Genomic DNA, 255 nt, shown 5'->3' on the forward strand with positions numbered 1-255 from the left:
TCAACAGCGGCTGGAAGTATTTACTGCACTGGATCACCCAACGCGCCAGGGTTTGTCGTGGAACCTCGATGCCGTGGCGGGACAGCACACGTTCAAACCTGTGTAGCGGCAAGCCATCGACGTACTTAGTCGTCAGCAGCATGGCCAGCACGCTTGGGCTGGCCATGCTTTTTTCGATTAACTGGGCGGGCTTGTCAGCAGTGACAGGAGCAGTCTCGCAACCACGGCAGCCATAGATCTTGCGCACGTGTTTGA

Annotated in this window: 1 protein-coding gene; it reads right to left on the reverse strand. The window is 56.9% G+C overall.

The features are described from left to right. The coding region (locus JNA92_RS25730) for an IS66 family transposase (RefSeq protein WP_241807234.1) at positions 1-255 on the reverse strand (255 nt) is incomplete at both ends.

It is taken from the genome of Pseudomonas putida, from assembly GCF_022627325.1.
GTDB classification, from domain to species: domain Bacteria; phylum Pseudomonadota; class Gammaproteobacteria; order Pseudomonadales; family Pseudomonadaceae; genus Aquipseudomonas; species Aquipseudomonas putida_X.